This window comes from Cupriavidus plantarum (assembly GCF_905397285.1).
GTDB lineage: Bacteria > Pseudomonadota > Gammaproteobacteria > Burkholderiales > Burkholderiaceae > Cupriavidus > Cupriavidus plantarum.
On the sequence record NZ_CAJPUX010000007.1, the window covers coordinates 54843 to 78260 of the forward strand.

Genomic DNA, 23418 nt, shown 5'->3' on the forward strand with positions numbered 1-23418 from the left:
CAGCATGATTTTCCACGCGAATCCCGGCGTCATCGACCTCGGCGTCAACATCGACCACGTGGCCACCCTGCGCAACGCGCGCGGCACGGTCTATCCCGACCCGATTCAGGCGGCGCTGCAGGCCGAGGAAGCGGGCGCGGACCTGATCACGCTGCACCTGCGCGAGGACCGCCGCCATATCCGCGACGCCGATGTGCGCGCGCTGCGGCCGAAGCTGGCGACGCGCATGAACCTCGAGTGCGCGATCACCAGCGAGATGCTCGACATCGCCTGCGAGATCCACCCGCAGGACGTGTGCCTGGTGCCCGAGAAGCGCACCGAGGTGACGACGGAAGGCGGGCTGGACGTGGTGGGCCACTATGCGCAGGTGGAAGCCGCGTGCCGCCAGCTCGCGGCCGCGGGTATCCGCGTGTCGCTGTTCATCGATCCGGATGCCGAGCAGATCGCCGCGGCGAAGGCGGTGGGCGCGCCGGTCATCGAATTGCACACGGGCGCTTATGCCGATGCGCATGATGCGGCCAAACAGGCCGCGGAGTTCGAGCGCGTTGCCGCCGGCGTGATCGCTGGCGAAAATCACGGCCTGATCGTCAATGCGGGCCACGGCCTGCATTACACCAACGTGCAGCCGATTGCGGCGCTGCCGGGCATCAAGGAACTCAACATCGGCCATGCGATCGTCGCGCATGCCGTGTTCGTGGGCTGGCAGAACGCGGTGCGCGAGATGAAGGCCATCATGGTGGCCGCGCGCCTGGGCACGCGCTATCCGGCGGCATCCTCGTTCGGCGGAACGTCGGCGTGATCTCCGGTATCGGCACCGACATCATCGAGATCGACCGCGTGCGCGGCGTCATGGAGCGCACGCGCGGGCGTTTTGCCGAGAAAATCCTTGGCCCACGCGAATTGAAGATCTATCACGCACGCAAGGCGCGCTCGGAGAAACGCGGGCTCGCGTTCCTGTGCACGCGCTTCGCGGCCAAGGAAGCGTTCTCCAAGGCCATCGGCCTCGGCATGCGCTGGCCCATGACATGGCGCGCGATGGAGCTCGTGAACCTGCCGTCGGGCGAGCCCACGCCGGTCTGCTCGGGCGAGCTGGCCGAGTGGGTCAGGGAACGCAGACTCACCATTCGTGTCAGTGTCAGCGACGAACACGATTATGCGGTCGCCTTCGCGGTCGCCGAGCGTGGCGTGCCTTCCAACGAATCCAACCAGACGTTATGAACAAGAAGACCTCCGGCAAGCGGCCGGGCCCGGTAGTGCTCGACGTCGTCGGCAAGCAGCTCGATGCCGACGATATCCGCCGTATCGCGCATCCGTTGACGGGTGGCGTGATCCTGTTCGCGCGCAACTTCGAATCGCGCGCGCAACTCGTGGCGCTGACGCGCGCCATCCGCGAGGTGCGGCAGGACGTGCTGATCTGCATCGACCACGAAGGCGGCCGCGTGCAGCGCTGCAAGACCGACGGTTTCACGCACCTGCCGGCGATGGCCAAGCTCGGCGCGCTGTGGGATCAGGACGTGCTCGCCGCGACCAAGGCCGCGATGGCCTGCGGCTATGTGCTCGCCGCCGAGCTGCGCGCCTGCGATATCGACCTCAGCTTCACGCCTGTGCTCGACCTCGACTACGGCAGCAGCGGCGTGATCGGCGATCGCGCGTTCCATGCGGACCCGCGCGTGGTAGCCATGCTCGCCAACCATCTGACCCATGGCCTGCTGCTCGCGGGCATGAGCAACTGCGGCAAGCATTTTCCGGGGCATGGCTTCGTCGCGGCGGACTCGCACGTGGCGGTGCCCGTCGACGAGCGGTCGCTGGACGAAATCCTCGACCGCGACGCGCGGCCGTATGACTGGATGGGGCAGGCGCTCGGGTCCGTGATGCCCGCGCATGTCATCTATCCCGCCGTGGATCCGAATCCCGCGGGGTTCTCGCGCTTCTGGCTGCAGGACATCCTGCGCTCGCAACTGGGCTTCGAGGGCGTGATCTTCAGCGACGACCTCAGCATGGAAGGGGCGAGCGTGGCGGGCAACGTCACGCAGGCCGCGCGCGCGGCGATCGATGCCGGGTGCGACATGGTGCTGATCTGCAATCATCCGGATCGCGCGGATCAGCTGCTGACCGAACTCGATGTGCGCATCGGCAAGGCATCGCAACGCCGGATTCGCAAGCTGTTCGGGCGCCGGAAGCCGCTCGACTGGAATCGGTTGCAGCAGGAGGCGGAGTATCGTTCCGCGCTGGCGCTGCTGAAGAGCCATGATCTGATCGCGTGATCGGGCGCGCAGGCAACAAAAAAGGCAGCCGAGGCTGCCTTTTTTGTTGAAGCGTGCGAGATCAGTTCGCGCGGCTGCGGTATTCGCCCGTGCGCGTGTCGATTTCGATCTTGTCGCCGATGTTGCAGAACAGCGGCACTTGCAGTTCGAAACCGGTGTTGATCTTGGCGCCCTTGAGCACCTTGCCCGACGAGGTGTCGCCCTTGACGGCCGGTTCGGTGTAGACGATTTCGCGGACCAGCGTCGTCGGCATTTCCACGGAGATGGCCTTGTCGTTGTAGAACACGACTTCCACGTTCATGCCGTCTTCGAGGTAGTTCAGCGAGTCACCCATGCTGTCCTTCTCGACTTCGTACTGGTTGTAGTCGGCGTCCATGAACACGTACATCGGATCGGCGAAGTACGAGTAGGTGCACTCGCGGCGTTCCAGCACGACCACTTCGAACTTGTCGTCGGCCTTGAACACCGACTCGCCCGGAGCGTCCGTCAGCAGGTTCTTGTACTTCATCTTCACGACGGCGGCGTTACGGCCCGACTTGTTGTACTCGGCCTTCTGCACGACCATCGGGTCCGAGCCAATCATGAACACGTTGCCGACGCGGAGTTCCTGTGCGATCTTCATTTGATCTGTTTCCTGAAAAAATCTGTCCGGGGGTGAATGCGTCCCCGGAGAATCGTGTGGTGCGGGCGACGCTGTGGCTCATTGAGTTGCCACGGAAATCAACCGGCTATTCTACCTGATTTTCGCAAAACGACACCATGTTGGCGGCCAGATCGCCCAAGTGCTGGAGTTGACGCTGCCAGCGATCGACCCCCTTCGCCAGGGTCGGCAATTGTGCATGGAACGCCTCCCATGCGGCCACTTGCCGTGACGCATCCGCGTAGTCCTCATAGCCATTCCACGCATGGCACAGCCTCGTCATCGCGTCGGCCGCCTCGGGTGCGACGCCCGCGCGCGCGAACCGCGTCAGCCAGGCGTCGAGCTTGACGTGATGCGCCTGCTCTTCCTGCGGATAGATCTGCCAGACCAGCGGCCGGGCGGCCCATAGTCCCCGTACGACCGAGTCCTCGCCGCGCACGAAGTTGACGTCGCATGCCCAGAGCAGTTCGTCGAACAGTTCCTGCCGCACGAACGGCACGACGTTCACCGTGAGGTTGCCAGCCGTGTGGCGGGCGCCCGGCGTGGGGTCGATCCCCAGCAGTGCCGCGGCCTGCTGCGCGGCGAGCCCTTGCGGTACGAGGCACTGCACCGGATGCGCGCCGTCGCGCCAGTGGGCGAACAGGGTGGGCAGCATCGGATTCTCGTAGGCGAATACGCTGATGCGCAGCGCGCCGTCGACGGGCTGGAGGCCGAGCCGATGCCAAAGCGCGGCCAGCGCAGCGGGGCTCGACAGGAATGCGTCGCGCTGCGCGCCGAGCATCGATTCGCGCAGCAGGCCGCCGGTATTGTGCGCAAACCCGGGGAAAATGAAATGCTTGACGAGCGGCAGGCGCGGATGGGGCGAGGCCATGCCATGGTGCTCGCTGACCCACGGCTCGGCGCTCAGGTATTCGAGGTTGAGCCACGCTGGTTTGCGCGGCGCGGCGGCCATGCGCTCGAGGAACGCATAGGGCAGGTCGCAGGCAAACGCTTCGACGACCACGTCGTGCGGCTGGAAGCCCGCCTCCGGCGCGAACGGTGCGTCGGTGCCCGGCTGCCAGGTGCGGATGTCCACGCCGGACAGACGCTGCACGGAGGCATTGGGATCGATCTCGGGCGCGAGGCGCGCGAAGCTGTGCAGGTCGTCGACCCAGAGCCGGACCGCATGGCCGTGCTCCTGTGCCAGCTGGCGCGCAAGACGCCAGCAGACGCCGATATCGCCGAAGTTGTCGACGACGGTGCAGAAGATGTCCCAGGAGCGGATAGTCATGCGGAGGCCGGGTGAGGAATGCTCTAAACTTGCGATTCTAGAACGTCCCCCGCCTCACCTCCATTCGAATCCGATGCCCGAGCAGGATCCCATTACGCCCACAGACCCTTCGATGGCCGATGTGCCCCCCGATGGGCCCATGCAGGACATCGATACGCCAGTCGCGTTCGATGCGCGGCCCGTCATCGCGCGCCTGCCGGGTTTGCCGGGCGTCTACCGTTATTTCGATGCGGCGGGCAACGTGCTTTACGTGGGCAAGGCGCGCGACCTGAAGAAGCGCGTCTCGAGCTATTTCAACAAGACGCAGCTGTCGCCGCGTATCGCGCTGATGGTCAGCAAGATCGCCCGCATCGACACCACGGTGGTCCGCACCGAGGCCGAGGCGCTGCTGCTCGAGAACAACCTGATCAAGGCGCTCGCCCCGCGGTACAACATCCTGTTTCGCGACGACAAGTCGTATCCGCTGCTGAAGCTGACGTCGCACAAGTTTCCGCGCATGGCGTACTACCGGGGCGCGACGGATCGCAAGCACCAGTACTTCGGGCCGTTCCCGAGTGCGTATGCGGTGCGCGAGAGCATGCAGATCCTGCAGAAGGTGTTCCAGCTGCGGACGTGCGAGGACACGGTCTTCAACAACCGTACGCGGCCCTGCCTGTTGCATCAGATCCATCGCTGCACGGCGCCGTGCGTGAATGCGATTACCGAAGAGGATTACGCGCGCGACGTGGGCAATGCCGCGCGCTTCTTGCAGGGGCACGAGAACGAGGTCCTGGCCGCTCTGCAGGGCAAGATGGAAGCGCATGCGATGCAGCTCGAGTTCGAGCAGGCGGCCGCCGTGCGCGACCAGATCGGCGCGCTGTCCACCGTGCTCAAGCGGCAGGCCGTGGAAGAGGTGGGGCAGGCGCGCGATATCGACATTCTCGCCGTGGCCGTCGAGGGCGGCCGGGCGTGCGTGAATCTCGCGATGGTGCGGGGTGGGCGGCACCTGGGTGACAAGGCGTACTTTCCGGCGCATGCGGACGAGGCGGCGGTCATCGTCGAGGATGGGGAGGAGGGCGAGGAAGGGAGGGCCGGTGCCGAAGGCGATGAGGCCATCGCGCTGGAGGCCGCGGACGTGCCCGAAATTGCGTCGGACGGTAGTGTGGAAGGCGGGATGGGAGGCGCGGCGCCCTTATCGGTCGATCGCATTGCCGCGCGCGTGCTGTCGGCCTTCATGATCCAGCATTACCTCGATCAGGGCGCCCCGCCGATCATCGTCGTCAGCCATGCGCCGGCCGACAGCGCGGTGGTCGAGGCGCTGTCGATGCAGGCCGGCCGCAAGGTCTCGCTCGTGCGACAGCCGCAGGGGCAACGACGCGTGTGGCTCGAGATGGCGCAGCAGGGCGCGGCGCTCGCGTTATCGCGGCGGCTCGCTGAGCAGGGCAGCCAGCAGGCCCGCACGCGCGCGCTGGCCGAGACCATCGGCCTCGATCTGGAGGACCTCGCCACGCTGCGCATCGAATGCTTCGACATCAGCCATACCGCTGGTGAAGCCACGCAGGCCTCGTGCGTCGTATTCCATCACCATGCGATGCAGAACAGCGAATACCGGCGCTACAACATCAACGACATCACGCCCGGCGACGACTATGCCGCGATGCGGCAGGTGCTGACGCGCCGCTACCAGAAGCTTGTCGAGCAGATGCAGGAGGACGTCGGCAACGAGCCCGCCGCGGGCGTGGCGGCCGAGGAAAACTCGAAGATGCCGCGCATCGTGCTGATCGACGGCGGCAAGGGGCAGGTCGAGGTCGCGCGGCAGGTGTTCGAAGAGCTTGGGCTCGATATCGGCCTGCTCGTGGGCGTGGCCAAGGGCGAGGGCCGCAAGGTCGGGCTTGAGACGCTGATCTTCGCGGACGGGCGGCCGTCGCTCGAGCTGGGGCAGGGCAGCGCGGCGCTGATGCTCGTGGCGCAGATCCGCGACGAGGCGCACCGCTTTGCCATCACAGGCATGCGGGCCAAGCGCGCGAAGGCGCGCACGACGTCGCGGCTCGAAGAGATCGAGGGCGTGGGCGCGCGGCGGCGGCAAAAGCTGCTGACCCGTTTTGGCGGTCTGCGCGGCGTGATGGCCGCCAGCATCGACGAACTCGCGAGTGTGGAAGGCATCTCGCGCACGCTCGCCGAGGAAATTTACCGGCAGCTGCATTGAGCGCGTACACCCACGCAAGGTCATGAATTGGCATGCGATGGCGGAAATAGGCGACAATCGCGGCATTCCATCGATCGATCCGGCCTAGCCTCCGTCCGCCTCCGCTCCAATGCCACTGAACATTCCCATTCTGCTGACCTGGCTTCGCGTGGCCATGATTCCTCTCGTGGTGGGGGTCTATTACCTGCCCGAGGCATGGATGCCGATGCCGATGAAGAACGTCACCGCAGCCACGTTCTTCATCGTCGCCGCCGCGACGGACTGGCTCGATGGATTCCTGGCCCGACGCTGGAACCAGACGTCGGCCTTCGGCGCGTTCCTCGACCCGGTGGCGGACAAGCTCATGGTCACGGCGGCCTTGCTGTCGCTGCTGGCGCTGGGGCGCGTGGCCGATCTGATCGCGCTTGTCATCATCGGCCGCGAGATCACGATCTCAGCGCTGCGCGAGTGGATGGCGCAGATCGGGGCGTCGCGCAGCGTGGCCGTGAACTTCCTCGGCAAGCTCAAGACGATGGTGCAGATGATCGCGATCCCGCTGCTGCTGTTCCATGACTCGCTGTTCGGCTTCGACGCGTCGGTACTCGGCGGCTGGATGATTTACGTGGCCGCGGTGCTTACGCTGTGGTCGATGTTCTACTACATGAAGCTCGCCTGGCCCCAGATTCGCGAGCGTGCGAATGTCACGAGCGGGGCCCGTCCGCATAAATAAAAATCGATGCAAAAAGTTGTTGACGGGGCGGATCGGTCTTTGCAATAATCTCGTTCTCGCTGCTGACGACGCAAGCGAAACACGCAAGAGTTAAGCAACAAATAGCGGGTTTTGCGGTCGGAACCAAGCAAGATAATGCGTAGTTGAAAGATGTTGCGCGATTGTCTGCTTTTCAGTAGTATGCAGGACCCTGCGGGAGTAGCTCAGTTGGTAGAGCGCAACCTTGCCAAGGTTGAGGTCGCGAGTTCGAGACTCGTCTCCCGCTCCAGGTTAAGTTGTTCGACGGTTTGCATACGCCGGCGAACAGGTAGTACAGCAAGTCGTATGCGGGAGTAGCTCAGTTGGTAGAGCGCAACCTTGCCAAGGTTGAGGTCGCGAGTTCGAGACTCGTCTCCCGCTCCAGTTCCCTAAGGCGGGGTGGCAGAGTGGTTATGCAGCGGCCTGCAAAGCCGTGTACGCCGGTTCGATTCCGACCTCCGCCTCCAAGTGTTCTGTTTTGCCGAACGGCGTCGCGAAAGCGACGCCGTTTTGCTTTTCAACGTCCCTTTTTCAACGTCCCTTTTGCAACGTCCCTTCTGAAACCCTTTGCGCTGCTCATCCTCAGGCACTGATCCCCGGTGCCGCCGCGCGCAGATACTCGCTGAACGCGAGCAAGCCCTGGGTCGGATATTTATCCTGATGCACCACGAGTTGCAGCGGCCGGATGACCTGCGGCAATCCTTCCCGTAGCGGTAACAGCAGCCCGCGCGCGATATCGTCGCGCACCACGTGCAACGACAGGCAGCTGACACCGAATCCGCTCATCACCGCGCGTTTGATCGACTCCGCATTGCCGAGCTCGAGCGCGTAGCGCAGCGTGCCGAGCTCGGGCACGAGCCGCGACTCGATGATCTCGCGCGTGCCGGAGCCGGGCTCGCGCACAATCCAGTCCGCCTCCCGCAGCATGTCGTGCACTACCGCAGGCCGGTGCGACGCGCGTGCGAGCGGGTGCGAGGGCCCGACCACCACGACCATCTCGTCGTCGCACCAATGCACGCTGCGCAGTTCGCGCTCGTGGCTCGTGCCTTCGATCAGGCCGATATCGGCGTCGAACTGCAAGAGCGACTGCAATACGTCGCGCGTGTTGCCAATGCGGAGGTCCAGCGTGCAGGGGCCCGGTTGCGCGTTGCGGAAGCCCGCGAGCAGGGGAGGGAGGATGTAGCTGCCGATGGTGTTGCTGGCCGCGATGCGCAGCGCCACGCCGCGCTGCGCGGAGAATCGCTCGAGTTCGTGGGCCTGGTCGAGCAGCGACAGTGCGCGCGGAAAGAACTGCCGGCCAGACTCGTTGATGCTGAGCCGGCGTGCAACGCGGTCGAACAGGGGTCCATCGAGCGCGCGCTCGAGTTCGGCGAGGGAGGCGCTGACCGCGGATTGCGACATCGATAGCGCCTCAGCCGCGGCAATCGTGCTGCCGTGCTGGGCGACCGCGACGAACACGGACAACTGGCGCAGGGTGAGGCGTAGCGGGCGGTATTCCATCGGTAGGGCGTCGATGATCGAAAAAACCGTTAAAGCATAGCAATATTACCCGTTTTACCGATTGGACCCGAGGCCCTACGCTTGCGGATATCGAAAGCAGATCCCCACTGCCATGTCCACGAACCCGATCCCCGTCGTCGTCACGCCCCCGTCCACTGTCGCCCCCGAACCGGCCGCCGGGCCCGCGGTGTCGTGGCCTAAGCGGCTCATCGCGCTGCTTCCACTCGGCGGCATCGCATGGCTGACGATGGTGCTCGCGGATCATCCGGCCGTTTCCCGTTATGGGCTCAGTGCGCTGACGCTGGCGATGTGCGCCGGGATGGTGGCCGCCAACACGATGCCGCGCCACTGGCTGGCCCCGCTGGGCCCGGGCATGCAGCTCGCGCGCCATCATCTGCTGCGCCTCGGCGTGGCGCTGTATGGGCTGCGGCTGACTTTTGGCGCGATTGCGGCGCTAGGCGCCGCGGGCATCGTGGTGCCGCTGACGATGCTCGTGACGACGTTGCTGCTGGGCACATGGGTGGGCACAAAGTTCTTTGGGCTGTCGCGGAGCGAGGCGATTCTCGTCAGCGCCGGGAGCGCGGTGTGCGGCGCGGCCGCGGCGATCGCCGTGTCCTCCGTCGTGCGCACCGACGATCGCCAGACTGCCGTCGCGGTGGCGACGGTGGTGCTCTTTGGCACGGTCGGCATGCTGCTCTACCCGTGGCTCTATGAGCTGGCGACGCAGCATTGGCACCTGGCGATCACGGAGCGGGCATTCGGTATCTTCACGGGCGCGACGCTGCACGAGGTGGCGCAGGTGATCGCGTCGGGCAAGATGGTGAGCGATGCCACCGCGGACGCTGCCGTTGTGGCCAAGATGGTCCGTGTGCTTGCGCTGGGTCCGCTGCTGATGATCATGGCGCTGTGGCCGCAGGGCAAGCGTGCCGAAAGCCAGGCAAACGCAACCGCGAACGCACGCGCCGGCGCCCGCGACTGGCGCGCGCTGCTGCGCGCGGTGCCGTGGTTCGCGCTCGGTTTCGTCGCGGTGATGGCGCTCAATTCGGCGTCGCTGGTGCCGCAGGACTGGAAGGCGCCCCTGATCGCGCTCGACAACTGGATGCTCGCCTGCGCGATGCTCGCGATCGGCCTTCACACACGCATCGGCGATCTGCTGCGCGCCGGACGCAAGCCGCTCGGTCTGGCCGCGGTGCTGTTCCTGTTCCTGATGGTGGGTGGCGCGTTGGTCTGCTACGCCGCGATCTGAGGGATGGCGGGAGCGTGGAGCGCTGGTGCGGCCGACGGGACTCGAACCCGTAAGCCTGGAAAGGCGGCAGATTTTAAGTCTGCTGAGTCTACCAATTTCTCCACGGCCGCATGGCAAGCCCGATATTGTGGTGGCTTAGACGCGACTCCGCAAGGGCGACGCTGCGCAATCCGCGATGTGATGTGGCTGTTACGGGCGGTAACAATGTAGCGCGTGCGGTTTCACCTGAAAATTTAGCGAGCGCTAGAATACGCCTCATCAAAGCTCACTTTACGAGGCACGATCATGAAACGCTGGTTCCTTGCAGCATTTGGTGTGGCCGCCGCGCTGGCGTCTGGCGCTGCAATGGCCCGTGTGAACGTGGATCTCGCGATCGGCGTACCCGGTGTCGCCATTGGCGGTCCCGCGTATTACCCGCCCCCGCCCGTCTACTACGCACCGCCGCAGCCCGTCTACGTAGCGCCGCCCGCGCCGGTGTACTACGGCCCGCCGCCGGTCGTTGTGCGTCCGGCTCCGGTGTACTACGGTCCGCGCTACTACTACGGTCCCGGCTACGGCCACGGCTACTACCGCGGCCACGGTCATCGACACTACCGCGATTGAACGTCGAGCCTCGCGACTGAACGTTCGCGAGCGTCATGCACAAAAAGCCCCTTCGGGGGCTTTTTTGTTTTATTGCACGGCATTTTCAATGCGCTCCGTCAGCGTTTTCCGACAATCGGTGAATGGAAACGGCGCGTGTCGGTTCCGGGAAAAATTCGACGCTCAATTTATTTGACCAGACCGATCAATCACACTGGCTGAGGGGCTCAGGGTTTCCACCTAAACTGCCTTCGTGACATCGCTGCTGCACTGCAACGATGCCTTGTCACCAACGAACAGCGTCCATACGAACGCAGAGGATTCCCAAATGACTATTCAACGCATGGCGACCGCCGTCGCTTCCGTCGCGCTTCTGGCACTCGGTGCCGCATCGGCCTCGGCCATCGCCGCCCCCGTGAATGCCGACAACGCGTTCTCCAGCAACGGCCGCGTGGCGACCGCCGATCCATACACCGACGGTGCGCGTATCAGCAACCGCGACGGTTACGTTCCCGACGGCGCGCGGGGTCAGGCCGACCCGTTCACCGACGGGGCGCGCGTGACCGATCGCCGTGACGCGTTCACCGACGGGGCCTGATACCGCCGCTGCTGTATCGCACCAAAATCGCACCGACAAAAGACCCGCCGCGAGGCGGGCTTTTTTGTGCGATGTTCGCGAGCGACGTGGCTATGGGGGCGCGTTTTGGTCGGACGCGCGCATCGTGCACGATATACTGCGGCCTCGACCTTGATGACACACCTTAGGAGAGGGTATGCAGCAAAAGACCGTACTGACGGCTGACGATGTGAAGAAGGTGGTTGCGGCCGCGGAAGCGGAAGCCAAGCTTCATAACTGGCCTGTCACGATCGCCGTGGTGGACGATGGCGGCCATCCGCTGGCCCTGCAGCGACTCGACGGCGTGGCACCGATCTCGGCCTACATCGCGACCGAGAAGGCACGCACGGCCGCCATGGGCCGCCGCGAGTCCAAGATCTACGAGGACATGATCAACAACGGCCGCTACTCGTTCCTGACGGCGCCGCAGCTGCAAGGCATGCTCGAGGGCGGTGTGCCCATCGTCGTCAACGGCCAGTACGTGGGTGCCGTCGGCGTGTCGGGCGTGAAGTCGACCGAAGATGCGCAGATCGCGCGCGCCGGTATCGCCGCGCTGGGCATCTAAGCCGCGCGTCAGGAAAAAGCCCGCGGGTGCAATGTCCGCGGGTTGTTGTACAGCGGGTCGTCGGCTCGTCTGCTGGCCCGCTGAGCCGCTAAGCCGCTAAGCCGCTAAGCCGCTAAGCCAATTACTTCGTCAGGATCAGCTTCCCATAGCGCGTGATGCGCAGTGTATAGACCTCGCCGTTATGCAGGATCGGCAGCGTCGTCGCGCCTTGCATCAGCGTTTCCAGCGGCATCGCCGGGGCCGTCGTCTGCACCGCCGGCGCGATCGTTTCCGCGCGCATCAGCGCCTCCAGGCGGGCGGGCAGGGCGGCGACCGCGGAGCGGACCGAGGCCATGGCGGAGGAAGCTGACGAGGGCGAAGAGGCGGAAGACGACGGCTCGCGGCGAGGCTGCTGCGGGGCAACTTCCACACGACGAAGCGACAGACGGCGACGCGAGACTTCTCGCGGTTGCTGCATTGGCAGGCTGAGAGTGCTCATGTTCTTCTCCGGGCTCGATCCATGGATCGGTTTCAGGTGATCGGTTTCAGGTTACGCGTGGGAAGATCTTAAATGAGAACCGTTATCATTACAAGCGTGGTCACATCGATTTACACGTTTGTTTAATGGCCGCACGCCAACAAAAAAAGGGCATCCAAGCGGATGCCCTTTTTGCGTGCCGAAGACCCTGCTCAGCGCTTGGGTTCGGTGATGAAGCCGATCTTGCCGAGACCGCCATGCTGCGCCGCGGCCATGACCTCCGCGACGGCCTCGTAGCGAACGTCGCGGTCCGCGCGCAAATGCAGTTCCGGTTGCGGTTGCAGCTGCGCCGCCTGCGCGATGTTCGCTTCCAGCGTGGGCTTGTCCACTTCCTGCTGGTTCCAGTACACCTTGCCGGCTGCATCGACGACGACGTTGATGTTCTGCGGCTTGGTATCGTTGGGCTGGTTGGTCGCGCGCGGCAGATCGATCTTCACCGCGTGGTTGATCACGGGAATCGTGATGATAAAGATGATCAGCAGCACCAGCATGACGTCGACCAGCGGCGTCATGTTGATCTCGCTCATCACCTCGTCATCGTCCCCGTCGAGCGTGCCGAATGCCATGATGAATTCCTCTCTGCGGCTTAATTCTTGACGGCCAGGCGCACCGAAGCGTCATCGGCGGCGCCACGGGCGGTCGGGCGCAGGCGCGCGCCGGTGATGAAGTAGGCGTGCAGGTCGTGCGCGAAGCGGTTGAGCTTGGAGATCACGCCCTTGTTGCCGCGCGACAGCGCGTTGTAGCCGAGCACGGCAGGGATCGCGACGGCCAGGCCGAATGCGGTCATGATCAGCGCTTCACCGACAGGACCGGCCACCTTGTCGATGGTCGGCACGCCCGAGGCGCCGATACCGATCAGCGCGTGGTAGATCCCCCAGACCGTGCCGAACAGGCCGACGAACGGCGCGGTGGAGCCGACCGACGCCAGCACGGCGAGGCCCGACTGCATGCGCGACACGGCTTCGTCGATCGAGCTCTTGAGCGAGCGCGTCAGCCAGTCCGAGATGTCCATCGCGTCATGCAGCTGCGGCTGGCTCGCGCGGTGGTGCTGCGCGGCTTCCTTGCCGGTCAGCGCGAGCATGCGGAACGGGTTGCTGTCGTTCGAGCCAAGCGTCTCCAGCGCGTGGTCGAATTCGTCGGAGTGCCAGAAACGCTTTTCCGCGCCCTGTGCCATCTTCTTGAGGCGGACCAGATCCCACGCCTTCGTGAGAATCACGATCCAGGACAGAAGGGACATGATCAGCAGAATGATCGCGGTCGCGCGCATGACGAAATCGCCTTGCGTCCAGAGGTGGGAGAGTCCGAGGTCCTGCATGGTTATCCTGTGAGTCTGTTGTTTGGGAAGCCGGCGTACCGGCCATTACGTCAGTGAATTCGACAAACTACTTCAATTCGAAGTTGATGGGCTGCACGGCGGTGACCGAGATCGGCCGTCCGTTGTCCATATAGGGTTGGCAGCGCATGCGGCGTACGGCGTCGAGCGCGGCTTCGTCGAGTCGGGACGAACCGCTCGACTGCGTGATGCTCGACTTGGCGATACGGCCGCCCTCGTCGATCGTCAGGCGAATCATCGTCGTTCCGGTCTCGTTGAGGCGGATCGACTGGCGCGGGTAGGTCGGGGCGGGCTGCGAGCATTGCACCTCGCCGATGCCGATCGCGCGCGGCGCGGCGTTGGCCGGTGCCGGGGCCGGCGCGGGAGCCGGCTCGGGCGCGGGCGGTGCCGGCGGGGCGGGCGGCGCCTCGATCGCGGTGGGCGACGGGGGCAGCGACGGCGAGGGTTCGATGGCGGGCTTCGGCGGCTGCGGCGTCGGACGCGGCGTCACGACCTTCACCTGCTTCGGCGGCGTTTCGGGTTTGGCCTTCGGTGGTTCCGGCGCGGGCGGCGCCTTCGGCGGCTCCATCGGAATGATGTGGGCGATGATTTCCGGCGCGATGATGGCCTCGGTCATCTTGCGGCCGAGACCGCTTTGGATCAGGTACAGCAGCCCCGCGTGGAATAGCAGAACAGCGACGGTGATCTTGAGAAAACGTTGATCGAACATGTGAGGGGCCAGGACCTAACGCGATGTCACTTGCGGTAGAACAGGATCAGCGAGATGCCACAACCAACCAGCAGGCTAAGCAGCAGTTCCATGATAAACGCTCCAAAAGGCACTCCGAGTGACGGGTATCCGAAGGGGAGGCGCCACTCTGGGGCAGCGTTATCAGCGCAGCAGTATAAACGATAATGATTCTTATTTGTTGCGCATTGTGCAATGCACGCACGGGATCATTGTGGACCCCGCCCACAATGCGCAATGTGGCCGTTCGCGCCAAACGACCGTGCGACGCGGCCTGCGCGGGTTGTCGCGGATGTCACGTAAATCGTAAAGCGCGCTACGATTAACAGACTGCGAGAGAACACCGCGAACGTAACCGGGATGGGGCAAGCGCGACGGACAGGGTCCGGCCCGCTACCTCCCGTGCGAAGGGAACAGGCATGGACTTCACACGCTTCGCCGAAGACGATCGCTCCACGCTGCTACGTCCGACGACCGGGGCGGCGTCGAGTTCCGCGCTCGACTGGATGTGCGCGCAATTCGCGCTGCGCGTGGTCTGCACGCTGGGCCCGCGCTTCAACCTGCGCAGCAACATCAACGACGTGCTGACCGTGAGCGCGCAGGAAATGGTGTGGCCCTATGGCGTGGTGCTGCGCGTGCAGCGGTTTCTTGCGGCGCGCTGCGCCGACATGCCAGCGTGGAAGGGCGCGTCGCGCCTGACCCCCGAAGAATTTCTCGACCGGCACGGCCAGTGGAACAGCGCCTTCGATGAGAGCGCGCTGTTCTATTACCTCGACGAATACGTCAAGCACCATGCGAAGGACATGTTCGCGGTGTTCGACGCATCCGCCACGTCGATCGCCGGGCGGCTCCAGGGCGAGCGCGTGCTGCTCGTCCGCAATATCGACATGCTGAGCCACGTGCTCAACCTGCCCGACCACGAGCGCAAGCTGCTGCTCTATGCCGCGCTGGCCAAGTACAAGCGCGACCTGCGCGCGGTGATGGTCGATTGCAAGGTCGCGCACAGCCAGGAAGCGTTCCAGATCCTCGCCGGCCTGACGGGCGCGAGCGCCGCCGAGGTGGCGATGTCGCTGCGGCCGGGCTCGCGGCTGGAGACGCTGAACCTCATCGAGCAGCCGCTGCCCGAGAACAGCGTGACGGACCTGGGCGACCTGATGCGCCTGTCCGACCGGCTGCTGCATGTGCTGCTGGGCAATTACGCGAGCGAAGCGGAGATGATGGCCGTGTTCACGCGGCCGGCCGCGCCGCCGACGCTCGGTACCGGCGACTATCCGCATGTGGAAACCGATGCGCGCTATCTGTCCGCGCTGCTCGGCAATGCCACGCGCCAGAGCGCGGCCGGGGTGAACGTGCTGATCTACGGGCCACCGGGCACGGGCAAGACGGAGTTCGCGCGGCTGATCGCGCGCGAGGCGGGGTGCGAGCTGTATGAGGTCGATTGCCTCGATCGCGATGGCAACAGCCTGTCCGGGCGCGACCGTTATCGCTCGCTGCAGGTGTCGCAGGCGTTCCTGCGCGGTCGCCCGCGCACGGCGCTGCTGTTCGACGAGGTGGAGGATGTGTTCCCCGGCAGCGCGCGCGAGCTGATGAGTCTGTTCGGGCAGGAGGACACGCGTGCGTCCGTCAACGGCAAGGCGTGGGTCAACCAGACGCTGGAACAGAACCCGGTGCCGGTGATCTGGATCTCCAATTCGATCCGGCAGATCGACCCCGCCTATCTGCGGCGCTTTCAGTTTCACCTCGAGCTCAAGATTCCGCCGCCGCTGGTGCGCGAGAACATCATTCGCAAGCATCTCGGCGCGCTCGACGTGACGGACGCCTTCATCACGACGCTGGCCGCGCGCAAGACGCTGACGCCGGCGCAGGTGCAATCGGCGGCGCGCTTCGTCGAACTCGCGCGGCCGAGCGTGGACGAGCCGACGGAGGCGCTGATCCTGCGGCAGCTCGAGCATGCCGATCGCGCGATGGGCATGCGTCCCGAGGCCGAGGCGCGCGCGGTCGTCACGCACTATCGGCTCGACAACCTGCATCTGGAAACGCGCTTCGCGGTGGACAAGATCATCGCCGCCCTCGGTGCGCGGCAGCGCGGCACGCTCTGTTTCTATGGGCCGCCGGGGACGGGCAAGACGGCGCTGGCGGAACATATCGCGAGCGCGCTCGACCTGCCGTTGATGATCCGGCGCGCGTCGGACCTGATGAGCAAGTACGTCGGCGAGACCGAGCAGCAGATCGCGGCGATGTTCGCTCGCGCGGAAGAGGACGGCGCGGTGCTGCTGCTCGACGAGGCGGACAGCTTCATGCAAAGCCGGCAGCGTGCGGTGCGCAACTACGAAGTGTCCGAGGTCAACGAGATGCTGCAGGGCATGGAGCGCTTCAACGGCATCTTCATCTGCACGACCAACCTCTTCGATCGGATCGACGAGGCGGCGTTGCGGCGCTTCTCGTTCAAGATCCGTTTTCAGGCGCTACAGCCGGCGCAGCGCGTGCGGATGTTCGTGGAAGAGGCGCTGGAAGGCGACGAGGCGCGGCTGACCGATGCGATCCGCGCCGAGTTGCTGGCGATGGATTGCCTGACGCCGGGCGACTTTGCCACCGTCAAGCGGCAGGGGGTCGTGCTCGGCGAGGCGCTGACGGCGGACGAGTTTCTGGCGCAGCTGCGGCAGGAACATGCGGTGAAGCCCGAGGTGCGGCAGCATCGGCCGCTGGGTTTCACGCAGTAAGGCTGTCGGGGCTACGGTCGGGGCGGTCGGCGCCGATGATGACGGTCTCTGCCGCGGCATCGACGCCCAGCAGCGTGGCGGCCATCTCTCGCAGATGCATGGCATCGCGCGTGGACACGTAGCGGTCCGTCGGCACGGCGTCCGGTGGGGCAGCCAGATCGAACTCCGCGAGCTTGCGCGCCAGCTGGCGCGCGATGGCCACGCCCGTATCGATGATCGTGAGGCGATCGCCGACCATGTCGCGGATCGTTGACGTCAGGAACGGGTAGTGCGTGCAGCCGAGTACGAGCGTATCGGCACCGGCTTCGAGCATCGGCGCCAGCAGCGTTTGCAGGCGCGCGCGCATGGCGGCGCTCGAGATATCGCCTTGCTCGATCATGGGGACGAGGCCGATGCCCGGTTCGCACACGTAGCGGCTCTCTTGCTGCAGGGTGGTCAGCAATCGATTGAACTTGCCGCTCTTGAGCGTGTTGGCGGTGGCCAGTACGCCGATCACCTTGCTGCGGCTCGCCGCGGCCGCGGGTTTGAGACCGGGTTCGACGCCGATGACCGGCAGCGCGGTGAAGCGCGCGCGCACGGCCTGCACCGCATGCATCGTCGCCGTATTGCAGGCAATGACGAGGGCCTTGCAGCCTTGCGCGACGAGCCACTCGCACACTTCGAGCGTACGGGATTCGACGAACGATTCGGGTTTCTCGCCGTAGGGCGCGTGACGGGAATCGGCGACGTAGAGCAGCGATTCATGCGGCAGCAGCGCGCGGATCTCTCGCAGGACCGAGAGGCCGCCTAGGCCGGAATCGAAGACGCCGATCGGGGAGGGGTTCAATGCGGTGGGATACGGGTTCGGGACTGAGCGGAGAACGGGCGGGGCGCGCCGTGCCCGCCCGTGCTTCTGTCCCATTCCCTCTCCCGAAGGAGAGGGGGACCGCCGGGCGGCGGATGCGGTATTACGCGGCGGCGACCGGGATCTTGCCGATCTTGGCCTGCCATTCCGCGGGGCCGGTCTTGTGGACCGAGGTACCCGAGCTGTCCACGGCGACGGTCACGGGCATGTCCTTGACGTCGAACTCGTAGATGGCTTCCATGCCGAGGTCTTCGAAGGCCAGAACCTTGGCGCCGCGGATGGCCTTCGACACGAGGTAGGCGGCACCGCCGACGGCCATCAGATAGGCCGACTTGTGCTTCTTGATCGCCTCGATCGCCACGGGGCCGCGCTCGGCCTTGCCGATCATCGAGATCAGGCCCGTTTGCGACAGCATGGTCTCGGTGAACTTGTCCATGCGCGTCGCGGTCGTGGGACCCGCCGGGCCGACGACCTCGTCACGGACCGGATCCACGGGGCCGACGTAGTAGATCACGCGGTTCGTGAAGTCGATCGGCAGCTTCTCGCCCTTGGCCAGCATGTCGGCGATGCGCTTGTGCGCGGCATCGCGGCCGGTCAGCATCTTGCCGTTCAGCAGCAGCGTCTGGCCCGGCTTCCACGAGGCGACTTCCTCGGGCGTCAGGGTGTTCAGGTCCACGCGCTTCGAGGTCTCGGTGTCCGGTGCCCACTCCACCTTCGGCCAGGCCGACAGGTCGGGGGCCTCCAGCTGGGCCGGGCCGCTGCCGTCGAGCGTGAAATGCACGTGGCGCGTGGCGGCGCAGTTCGGGATCATCGCCACGGGCTTCGAGGCCGCGTGAGTCGGGTAGCCCATGATCTTGACGTCGAGCACGGTGGCCAGGCCGCCCAGGCCCTGCGCGCCGATACCGAGCGCGTTGACCTTCTCGTACAGCTCGACGCGCATTTCCTCGATCCAGTCCTTCGGGCCGCGGGCGATCACTTCATGGATGTCGATCGACTCCATCAGCGATTCCTTGGCCATGACCATGGCCTTCTCGGCTGTGCCGCCGATGCCGATGCCCAGCATGCCGGGCGGGCACCAGCCCGCGCCCATCGTCGGCACGGTCTTGAGCACCCAGTCAACGATGGAATCCGACGGATTCAGCATCACGAACTTCGACTTGTTCTCCGAGCCGCCACCCTTGGCCGCGACCTGGATGTCCACCGTGTTGCCGGGCACCACTTCGTAGTGGATCACGGCCGGGGTGTTGTCCCGGGTGTTCTTGCGGCCGCCTTCGGGCGGGCTCACGATCGACGCGCGCAGCACGTTGTCGGGGTGCGTGTAACCGCGGCGCACGCCCTCGTTGATCATGTCCGTCAGGCCCATGGTGGCGCCGTCCCAGCGCACGTCCATCCCCACCTTGACGAAGATCGTGACGATGCCGGTGTCCTGGCACAGCGGGCGCTTGCCCTCGGCGCACATGCGGCTGTTGGTCAGGATCTGCGCGATCGCATCCTTCGCGGCCGGACTCTGCTCCAGCTCGTAGGCGCGGCCCAGGCTGGTGATGTAGTCCATCGGATGGTAATAGCTGATGTACTGCAGGGAATCGGCGACGCTCTGGATGAGGTCTTCTTGCTTGATGACTGTCATTTTGTGGGGGTGGGGCTGCGGTGAAACACAGCCCGGGATGATACACCGTGCGCGGCGCGGCTGCCCGGTTGCATACAGGCGTCGACAGTGCGCCGGGGCCCCGGTGTGGGGCCGGGGCGACATTGGGGGCGGATCAGTGGTCGGCGGGCGCGCTTCCCGGCGGCATCTCGGCGCCGTGCGGCACGGCCGGGTGCGAGGTCATGCGGTCCACCCATGCCATGGCGATCGCGGAGAACAGGAAGGCCACATGGATGATGACCTGCCACATGATCGTGTGTTGCGACCGTTGTTCGGCGTCGATAAAGGTCTTGAGCAGGTGGATGGACGAGATGCCGATGAGCGCCATCGACAGCTTGACCTTGAGCACGCCCGCGTTGACGTGGTCGAGCCATTCGGGCTCGTCGGGATGGTTGTCGATGCCGAGGCGGGACACGAAGGTCTCGTAACCGCCGACGATCACCATGATCAGCAGGTTGGAGATCATCACGACGTCGATCAGCCCGAGCACCACGAGCATGATCTTCGCTTCGTCGAACGAGGCCGCGTGCGAGACCAGGTGCCAGACCTCGATCAGGAAGTGATAGACATAGACGCCCTGCGCGACGATCAGGCCGAGGTAGAGCGGCAGCTGCAGCCAGCGCGAGGCGAAGATGATGCTGGGGATGGGACGCAGGCGAGGAGGGTGCGAAGTGCGGGCCATTGGTATGCGGGAATGCGGGATGCGAGGTTGGATGGCAGACATTCAAAGCGGCGTCGATTGTACCGTCTGCCTGCCGTTTACCCTACGTTTTCAGTCCCGCCGCGCGGCGGCCGATTGCTACCGATTGTTTCAGCGGTTGCGGGCCAGCTTGCGATGGCGATACCCGCGAGCACGCAGCCGAGCGCGACGCCATGCGCCCAGCCCGGCCGCTCGCCGAGAAACACGATGCCGTAGACGGCCGCCGCGATGGGCAGCACCGACGTGAACACGCCGGCCAGCTGCGCGGGCACATGCCGGATGCCCTTCATCCAGAGCCAGAACGAGAAGATGCTCGCGGACAGCGCGTACCAGACCAGTTGTGCCCAGACATGCGGGGAGACGGTGGCCGCGTCGAACGAGAGCAGCGGCACGATGCCCAGCGGCAGCATCAGCAGTCCGCCGATCAGATGCGTGTAGGCGCAGATCTCGATGGCGGCCAGCGATTGCGACAGCCGCCGCGAGAGGATGACGTAGATCGATTCGCAGACCACCGCGCCGAGGATCATCAGGTTGCCGAGCAGCGCATGGGTGCCGGCGTTGCCCATCGATTCGACGCCGTGGCCATCGCCGCCGCGCGCGACGTTGAGCACCGCGATGCCGGCCACCGCGAGCAGCACGGACGCGACGGTCCGGCGCGACAGCGTCTCGCGCAGCAGCAGCCATGACAGCACGGCCACCGTCGCGGGGATCGTGCTCGTGATGACGCCCGCGGCCATCGCGCTGGTCAGGCGCACGCCGCCGAGCATCAGCAGCGTGAAGCCGAACGTGCCGAAGAACGCCATCAGGAACAGGTTGCGCCATTCCGCGCGCGAGACCGCGCGCATGCGGGCGGGGCGGTACCACGGCGCGAGGCAGACGATCGCGATGATGAACCGCAGCAGCGCGAACAGCAGGACGGGGACCTCGGCGATGATGGACTTGCCGAGACCGACGTTGCTGCCGACGAGGGCCATCGCGGCGATGAGCAGAAGGGCGTGGAGGGACACGTTGCGGGAGGCGGAGGTGGAGGCCTGAGGTGTGGGCGTTGGCGCAATGCGCTCTGCGCGATTGCGGGTGGCTCGCGGCATTGTAGCTGTGCTAGCCTAGAGGAGCCGACTGCACATGTACGCGGGTGCCGCTGCTGCGGCGCATCATCGGCGCGGGGCATTGCCTTGCCCGAACCATTTGAACTAGTCAGGTTTAAGTAGTCAGGTTGAAGTAGTCAGGTTTAAGTAAGGCGCCGGGCGTACCTTGCAGCCAAAAGCAGGTTACAAGCATTCCATCCAGATCAGGAGACAACCTCATGTCCGCCATCGAGTCGGTGATGCAGGAGCATCGCGTTTTCAATCCTCCCGAGTCGCTCGCCAGGAACGCCTCGATCCCGAACATGGAGGCCTACCAGGCGCTGTGCGACGAAGCGGCGCGCGACTACGAGGGCTTCTGGGCCCGCCATGCACGCGAGCTGCTCCACTGGCACAAGCCGTTCACGAAGGTGCTCGACGAGAGCAACGCGCCGTTCTACAAGTGGTTCGAGGACGGGCAGATCAACGCGTCGTACAACTGCCTCGAGCGCAATATCGAGAAGGGTCTCGGCGACAAGACGGCGATCGTGTTCGAGGCCGATGACGGCACCGTTTCGCGCGTCAGCTACAACGAGCTGCTCGCGCGCGTCAGCCGCTTTGCCAATGGCCTGAAGGCGCTCGGCATCAAGAAGGGCGATCGTGTGGTCATCTACATGCCGATGTCGGTCGAGGGCGTGGTGGCCATGCAGGCGTGCGCGCGGATCGGCGCGACGCACTCGGTGGTGTTCGGCGGATTCTCGGCGAAGTCCCTGCAGGAGCGGCTCGTGGATGTCGGCGCCGTCGCGCTGATTACCGCGGACGAGCAGATGCGCGGCGGCAAGGCGCTGCCGCTCAAGGCCATCGCCGATGAGGCCCTGGCGCTCGGCGGCTGCGAGGCCGTGAAGCACGTCATCGTCTATCGCCGCACGGGCGGCAAGGTAGGCTGGACCGAAGGCCGCGACCGCTGGATGGAAGAGGTGGCCGCGGGCCAGCCCGATACCTGCGCGGCCGAGCCGGTGGATGCCGAGCATCCGCTGTTCGTCCTTTACACCTCCGGTTCCACGGGCAAGCCGAAGGGCGTGCAGCACAGCACGGGCGGCTATCTGCTGTGGGCCCTGATGACGATGCGCTGGACGTTCGACATCAAGCCCGACGACCTGTTCTGGTGTACCGCCGATATCGGCTGGGTGACGGGCCACACCTACATTGCCTATGGGCCGCTCGCGGCCGGCGCGACGCAGGTCGTGTTCGAGGGCGTGCCGACGTTCCCGAATGCTGGCCGTTTCTGGGACATGATCCAGCGCCACAAGGTGTCGATCTTCTACACGGCGCCGACCGCCATCCGTTCGCTGATCAAGGCGGCCGAGGCGGACGACAAGATCCATCCGCGGCAGTACGATCTGTCGAGCCTGCGTCTGCTGGGTACCGTGGGCGAGCCGATCAATCCGGAAGCGTGGATGTGGTACTACAAGAATATCGGCGGCGAGCGTTGCCCGATCGTCGATACGTTCTGGCAGACCGAAACCGGCGGGCACATGATCACGCCGTTGCCGGGCGCGACGCCGCTGGTGCCGGGTTCGTGCACGCTGCCGCTGCCGGGCATCATGGCCGCGATCGTCGACGAGACCGGGCAGGACGTGCCCAATGGCAGCGGCGGCATTCTCGTCGTCAAGCGTCCGTGGCCGTCGATGATCCGCACGATCTGGGGCGATCCGGAGCGCTTCAAGAAGAGCTACTTTCCCGAGGAACTCGGCGGCAAGCTGTATCTGGCCGGCGATGGGTCGATTCGCGACAAGGAAACGGGCTACTTCACCATCATGGGCCGGATCGACGACGTGCTGAACGTGTCGGGGCACCGCATGGGCACGATGGAGATCGAGTCCGCGCTGGTGTCGAATCCGCTCGTGGCCGAGGCCGCCGTGGTCGGTCGTCCGGACGACATGACGGGCGAGGCGATCTGCGCGTTCGTCGTGCTCAAGCGTTCGCGGCCGACGGGCGACGAGGCCGTGAAGATTGCCTCCGAGCTGCGTAACTGGGTGGGCAAGGAGATCGGTCCGATCGCCAAGCCGAAGGACATCCGCTTTGGCGACAACCTGCCGAAGACGCGTTCGGGCAAGATCATGCGGCGTCTGCTGCGTTCGCTGGCCAAGAACGAAGAGATTACGCAGGACACCTCGACGCTCGAGAATCCCGCGATTCTCGATCAGCTGAAGCAGGCGCAGTAAGCTCGACTGAACCTCTTGCCCGCTGCTTGCCTGCCAGCATGCGCCCCTCTG

General features: G+C 65.3%; 22 protein-coding genes and 4 tRNA genes. 14 read left to right on the forward strand and 12 right to left on the reverse strand.

The features are described 5' to 3' along the window. Window positions 1–4 precede the first annotated feature (4 nt). The 3 genes from pdxJ to nagZ are packed head-to-tail and all read left to right on the forward strand — an operon-like array spanning window position 5 to window position 2264. Window positions 5–799 carry a pyridoxine 5'-phosphate synthase gene (gene pdxJ, locus KHP16_RS24350; protein WP_109580570.1) on the forward strand — a complete coding sequence of 265 codons (795 nt, stop codon included), beginning with the start codon at window positions 5–7 and terminating at the stop codon, window positions 797–799. Next, window positions 796–1218, forward strand: a complete 423-nt coding sequence (acpS, locus tag KHP16_RS24355) for a holo-ACP synthase (protein WP_211961308.1) — start codon at window positions 796–798, stop codon at window positions 1216–1218. The genes pdxJ and acpS overlap by 4 nt, the downstream gene beginning before the upstream one ends. Further along, the gene (gene nagZ, locus KHP16_RS24360; protein WP_211961309.1) at window positions 1215–2264 is read left to right on the forward strand and encodes a beta-N-acetylhexosaminidase; all 1050 of its coding nucleotides are present in this window, start codon (window positions 1215–1217) and stop codon (window positions 2262–2264) included. The genes acpS and nagZ overlap by 4 nt, the downstream gene beginning before the upstream one ends. A 61-nt stretch (window positions 2265–2325) precedes the next feature. Here the strand turns inward: nagZ and efp are convergent, their stop codons facing one another. Next, on the reverse strand, window positions 2326–2886 hold the full coding sequence (gene efp / locus KHP16_RS24365) for an elongation factor P (RefSeq protein ID WP_109580573.1): 561 nt from the start codon (window positions 2884–2886) through the stop codon (window positions 2326–2328). Window positions 2887–2992: 106 nt separating this feature from the next. Continuing rightward, complete coding sequence (gene earP, locus KHP16_RS24370; RefSeq protein ID WP_211961310.1) at window positions 2993–4174, reverse strand: elongation factor P maturation arginine rhamnosyltransferase EarP; 1182 nt, start codon at window positions 4172–4174, stop codon at window positions 2993–2995. Window positions 4175–4286: 112 nt separating this feature from the next. Here earP and uvrC point away from each other — a divergent pair, with 112 nt between their 5' ends. The 5 genes from uvrC to KHP16_RS24395 all read left to right on the forward strand — a co-directional run bounded on the left by uvrC (window position 4287) and on the right by KHP16_RS24395 (window position 7553). Next, the gene (gene uvrC, locus KHP16_RS24375) at window positions 4287–6359 is read left to right on the forward strand and encodes an excinuclease ABC subunit UvrC (protein ID WP_244836012.1); all 2073 of its coding nucleotides are present in this window, start codon (window positions 4287–4289) and stop codon (window positions 6357–6359) included. A 109-nt stretch (window positions 6360–6468) separates the two neighbouring features. Then, window positions 6469–7068 carry a CDP-diacylglycerol--glycerol-3-phosphate 3-phosphatidyltransferase gene (gene pgsA, locus KHP16_RS24380; protein ID WP_109580576.1) on the forward strand — a complete coding sequence of 200 codons (600 nt, stop codon included), beginning with the start codon at window positions 6469–6471 and terminating at the stop codon, window positions 7066–7068. A gap of 192 nt (window positions 7069–7260) precedes the next feature. Then, window positions 7261–7336 (forward strand) — tRNA-Gly (locus KHP16_RS24385). 58 nt (window positions 7337–7394) lie between these two features. Beyond that, window positions 7395–7470 (forward strand) — tRNA-Gly (locus tag KHP16_RS24390). A 9-nt stretch (window positions 7471–7479) separates the two neighbouring features. Further along, window positions 7480–7553 (forward strand) — tRNA-Cys (locus tag KHP16_RS24395). Window positions 7554–7668: 115 nt separating this feature from the next. Here the strand turns inward: KHP16_RS24395 and KHP16_RS24400 are convergent. Then, entirely contained in the window at window positions 7669–8586 is a 918-nt protein-coding gene (locus KHP16_RS24400; protein WP_109580577.1) for a LysR family transcriptional regulator, read from the reverse strand. Window positions 8587–8698: 112 nt separating this feature from the next. Here KHP16_RS24400 and KHP16_RS24405 point away from each other — a divergent pair, with 112 nt between their 5' ends. After that, a complete protein-coding gene (locus KHP16_RS24405; protein ID WP_211961312.1) occupies window positions 8699–9832 on the forward strand; it encodes a YeiH family protein in 1134 nt (377 codons plus the stop codon). A gap of 23 nt (window positions 9833–9855) precedes the next feature. Here the strand turns inward: KHP16_RS24405 and KHP16_RS24410 are convergent. Next, a tRNA-Leu gene (locus KHP16_RS24410) sits at window positions 9856–9942 on the reverse strand. 175 nt (window positions 9943–10117) lie between these two features. Between KHP16_RS24410 and KHP16_RS24415 the strand changes: the two genes are divergently transcribed. The 3 genes from KHP16_RS24415 (at window position 10118) to KHP16_RS24425 (ending at window position 11595) form a co-directional block, all read left to right on the forward strand. Next, window positions 10118–10435 carry a hypothetical protein gene (locus KHP16_RS24415; RefSeq protein WP_109580578.1) on the forward strand — a complete coding sequence of 106 codons (318 nt, stop codon included), beginning with the start codon at window positions 10118–10120 and terminating at the stop codon, window positions 10433–10435. A 307-nt stretch (window positions 10436–10742) separates the two neighbouring features. Continuing rightward, window positions 10743–11012, forward strand: coding sequence for a hypothetical protein (locus KHP16_RS24420; protein WP_109580579.1), 270 nt, complete (start codon window positions 10743–10745; stop codon window positions 11010–11012). 175 nt (window positions 11013–11187) lie between these two features. Next, the gene (locus KHP16_RS24425; RefSeq protein WP_109580580.1) at window positions 11188–11595 is read left to right on the forward strand and encodes a GlcG/HbpS family heme-binding protein; all 408 of its coding nucleotides are present in this window, start codon (window positions 11188–11190) and stop codon (window positions 11593–11595) included. 121 nt (window positions 11596–11716) lie between these two features. Here the strand turns inward: KHP16_RS24425 and KHP16_RS24430 are convergent, their stop codons facing one another. The 4 genes from KHP16_RS24430 to KHP16_RS24445 all read right to left on the reverse strand — a co-directional run bounded on the left by KHP16_RS24430 (window position 11717) and on the right by KHP16_RS24445 (window position 14154). After that, complete coding sequence (locus KHP16_RS24430; protein WP_109580581.1) at window positions 11717–12073, reverse strand: hemin uptake protein HemP; 357 nt, start codon at window positions 12071–12073, stop codon at window positions 11717–11719. Between the two features lie 191 nt (window positions 12074–12264). Beyond that, on the reverse strand, window positions 12265–12678 hold the full coding sequence (locus KHP16_RS24435) for an ExbD/TolR family protein (RefSeq protein WP_109580582.1): 414 nt from the start codon (window positions 12676–12678) through the stop codon (window positions 12265–12267). A 20-nt stretch (window positions 12679–12698) separates the two neighbouring features. Beyond that, entirely contained in the window at window positions 12699–13427 is a 729-nt protein-coding gene (locus KHP16_RS24440; RefSeq protein ID WP_109580583.1) for a MotA/TolQ/ExbB proton channel family protein, read from the reverse strand. A gap of 67 nt (window positions 13428–13494) precedes the next feature. Beyond that, window positions 13495–14154 (reverse strand): energy transducer TonB, encoded by a 660-nt coding sequence (locus KHP16_RS24445; protein ID WP_115952574.1) that lies wholly within the window; start codon window positions 14152–14154, stop codon window positions 13495–13497. Window positions 14155–14591: 437 nt separating this feature from the next. Between KHP16_RS24445 and KHP16_RS24450 the strand changes: the two genes are divergently transcribed. Continuing rightward, complete coding sequence (locus KHP16_RS24450) at window positions 14592–16892, forward strand: AAA family ATPase (protein ID WP_121490676.1); 2301 nt, start codon at window positions 14592–14594, stop codon at window positions 16890–16892. Here the strand turns inward: KHP16_RS24450 and murI are convergent. The 4 genes from murI to KHP16_RS24470 all read right to left on the reverse strand — a co-directional run bounded on the left by murI (window position 16882) and on the right by KHP16_RS24470 (window position 21088). Beyond that, window positions 16882–17718: a glutamate racemase gene (gene murI, locus KHP16_RS24455; RefSeq protein ID WP_109580586.1), complete on the reverse strand. Its 837-nt coding sequence runs from the start codon at window positions 17716–17718 to the stop codon at window positions 16882–16884. The two genes, KHP16_RS24450 and murI, sit on opposite strands and share 11 nt — an antisense overlap. Before the next feature lie 121 nt (window positions 17719–17839). Continuing rightward, a complete protein-coding gene (locus KHP16_RS24460; protein ID WP_109580587.1) occupies window positions 17840–19363 on the reverse strand; it encodes a fumarate hydratase in 1524 nt (507 codons plus the stop codon). Between the two features lie 133 nt (window positions 19364–19496). Then, window positions 19497–20063, reverse strand: coding sequence for a TIGR00645 family protein (locus KHP16_RS24465; RefSeq protein ID WP_109580588.1), 567 nt, complete (start codon window positions 20061–20063; stop codon window positions 19497–19499). 77 nt (window positions 20064–20140) lie between these two features. Next, the gene (locus KHP16_RS24470) at window positions 20141–21088 is read right to left on the reverse strand and encodes a DMT family transporter (RefSeq protein WP_244836023.1); all 948 of its coding nucleotides are present in this window, start codon (window positions 21086–21088) and stop codon (window positions 20141–20143) included. 296 nt (window positions 21089–21384) lie between these two features. Here KHP16_RS24470 and acs point away from each other — a divergent pair, with 296 nt between their 5' ends. Then, window positions 21385–23367 (forward strand): acetate--CoA ligase, encoded by a 1983-nt coding sequence (gene acs, locus KHP16_RS24475; protein ID WP_109580590.1) that lies wholly within the window; start codon window positions 21385–21387, stop codon window positions 23365–23367. Window positions 23368–23418: the final 51 nt, after the last annotated feature.